Source organism: Bradyrhizobium sp. P2_E8, from assembly GCF_056403875.1.
Window position 1 is genome coordinate 1 of the sequence record NZ_JBFUES010000985.1, and the last position, 2,709, is coordinate 2,709.

The 2,709-nt window shown below is 60.2% G+C and carries 2 protein-coding genes; one reads left to right on the top strand and one right to left on the bottom strand.

Annotated elements, in window-relative coordinates; translation table 11 throughout:
• The coding region (locus tag AC1D00_RS35430) for an SDR family NAD(P)-dependent oxidoreductase (protein WP_477013869.1) at positions 1-449 on the top strand (449 nt) is incomplete at its 5' end.
• Positions 450-570: 121 nt separating this feature from the next.
• Here AC1D00_RS35430 and AC1D00_RS35435 read toward each other — a convergent pair.
• Positions 571-2,025, bottom strand: a complete 1,455-nt coding sequence (locus AC1D00_RS35435; protein ID WP_477013870.1) for a GNAT family N-acetyltransferase — start codon at positions 2,023-2,025, stop codon at positions 571-573.
• Positions 2,026-2,709: the final 684 nt, after the last annotated feature.

The window sequence follows — 2,709 nt, forward strand, 5'->3', positions numbered from 1 at the left end:
CATTAGATGTCGATCTGATCCACACAGTGACCGCAGTCGAGGCCGCTATGCCGCATATTGAGCAATCGCGGTCAGGCAGCATAGTGGCCATCGGTTCGATTGGGGGAGTGGAAGATTCCGAACTCAACTCTTACACAAAAGTGTCTTACGGAGCCATCAAGGCAGCGCTGCATTTCTATATCAAGTCATTGGCCCGGACTGTCGCGCCCAAGGGGATACGCGCCAATGTCGTTAGCCCCGGTTCGACGTTGTTTGACGGCGGCGCATGGGATCGGATCAGGAGGCAGGAACCCGAACGCTTCCACAATGCGGTCAAGATGATTCCGATGGGGCGGATGGCGCATCCAGACGAAATCGCAAACGTCGTCGCGTTCACGGCGAGCCCGGCTGCGGGCTATGTCACTGGATTAAATCTGGTTGTTGACGGAGCCTTTACGCGACGCGTTTAGCTGGTTCTCCAAATCGAAGCTTGTGCTGCATAGGCAGGGCCACGGGGATCGTTGCACGTCCGCTGTGGTCACAAGCGGCCCTTAACCGAAGTTGCCGAAACGGTCCGCTAAGGGCCACGAGCTAAAGCCCCAACTGACTGCAGCAGTTTTGAAGTAAGAAAACCAGAGAAGTTGTTTGGAATGTTTTTGCACTCTGCAACCTGCTGCGCAGGCTCTGAGCGATGTCAAGCAGCGCCGGATTGCTTTTCACGAAACGCTTGGCTTCGTTGACGGCGGCTATTGCGCCGACGGCGAACCGGCCGCGCACGCTGAGCGGGATGAAACTGTCAAAGATCGGCTCGTAGTCCGGGCAGACCAGCAGCTTGTAGTCGTACAAGCCAATGCCAAAGTCGAAGGCGCGATAATGACCGGCAAAATGATCGATGACATAGCGCATGAGAATCAGGCCAGGGCTAAACTTCGCTTTCCGCGACATGGTATAGGTGTTGAACATCGTCGAAAAGCGGTGGTCGTCGGCCACGCCGGCGAAGATCGCGATCACCTCCTCGTCGCATTCGAGCGCATGGATCTCGATCGCGCGGCCGCCGTCGGCTAGCTTTGTCATGCAGGCGCCGCGGATGAATGCCTGCACGCCCGGTTCGGCAAACACGCATGGCAGCTTCTGCTGCGCCATTCGTTGCGGCTTCACCCGGAAGAACCAGTCGAGCAGGCGGGTGATGTCGACGTCATCAGACGCGATGTAATAGCGATAGCCGGCAAGCGGCTGCAGCTTGCGCTCCTTGCGCTGCAGCCGGCGGCGGAGAGATTCGCTGATCAGGCTCACCGTTGTCGCGCCCGGCTCGATTGTTCGCACCGGGCAGTGAACGGTCGAGGGCTCATGAGGCAGCAGCCTCAAGGGATTTTGTAGGCCGCGCCAGTAAGTCGGCTGGCGGCGCAGCACGAGCACGTCGGCTTCGTCGCGCGCGGCGAGCATCGCCGTCAGCGAGTGGAGATCGTGCTCGGTAGCGGTCGCCGCGAAATCGCGGTCCCACAGGCCCATGTTGAAGGTTGCATGCGCGCCGCCCATGAAGCTCGCGCAGCGCACGCCGAAGGCTGTTTGCAAGGCAAGCGGCAGCAGGCCCAGCGGCCGGCTGTCGCCATCACGGACGATCACGAGCAAAGGCGACAGCCCCGCGCGCTCGCCGACGTGGCGCTGCCAGGCGGCGAGGAAGTCGAAGCGCTGATAGGGCGTGGCCGAATGGTTCGGGCTCTCAAGACTGCGCCAGACCGCTTCGGCAGCAGCGAGGTCGTGGACGATATCGACGGCAGCGACGCGCGTTGGTCGCGACCACATATTTGCTTGCGTCGTCTGGCTCTCGGTCGCAATCGCGATCTTGCGCGGGCCATCCCATAGCTCCACGGCCCGCCCGTAGCTGGCGAGGTGCCTGGCGCGTTCTTTTGCAGCTTCGTCATTTTGCGACGCCAGGTGCGCGCGGTTGACGATGTGGCCTTCGTTGTCGAGGATGAATACCCTGTAGTTATGGTGTACCGATGCACGCCAATTGCTCATTGAGCCCACCCAGAAGTCGCCGCGCATCCCTCGTCGGCGGCTCGCCTATATTGTTGCAAGAATTTCTATTCAGGGTGGAAAATTAGAGCTACCTCAGTCGGGAAAAAGAGGTAATGGAACTCGACTTCAGCTGGCCGCTGCGTTGTTTATCGGCGCCAGGCGCTCGTTACCCAGCGCCCTATCCAACCGATGAAGAAGAGCAGGAGAGGAGGACCCAGGACGATTACTGGATAGACGGCTTTCGGGATCGCAGAAGCCGGCGGGACGGCGGGCGGAAAATCACACAAAGGCCCCTTGCTCTTCGACGATCCACAGTCACTCTCGTATTTGGCCAAAACCGCAGCGGCCGCGCGCTCGTATGCGCGCACATGTGCGTCTCTCTTCCAAATAAGGATGGCTATCGGGCCAGCAACACAGCCCCAAACGAGAGAAAGAACGATCCACAGCTGCAGCAGGCGTCGGGTCGGGTTCATGGTCCCCTCGACCAAGAATGGCGGATGGGTTGGGAGATGCCAGGCGATCGTCACGCTTCCCCGCCCAAACTGCGGGCACCGTCGGACCGAACCCTTTCGTAACCTGATTGCGGGCGCAAGTACCTTTCCGCGCTCGGTGATCAACGCGGCGCAAAAGCAGACATCGTGGGATGTCCGAGTTGGGTCACAAGCGGCCCTTAACCGAAGTTGCCGAAACGGTCCGCTAAGGGCCACGAGC

Coding starts and splice junctions, on each gene's coding strand:
- AC1D00_RS35435 (WP_477013870.1), bottom strand. CDS start 2,025: ATGCGCGGCGACTTCTGGGTGGGCTCAATGAGCAATTGGCGTGCATCG.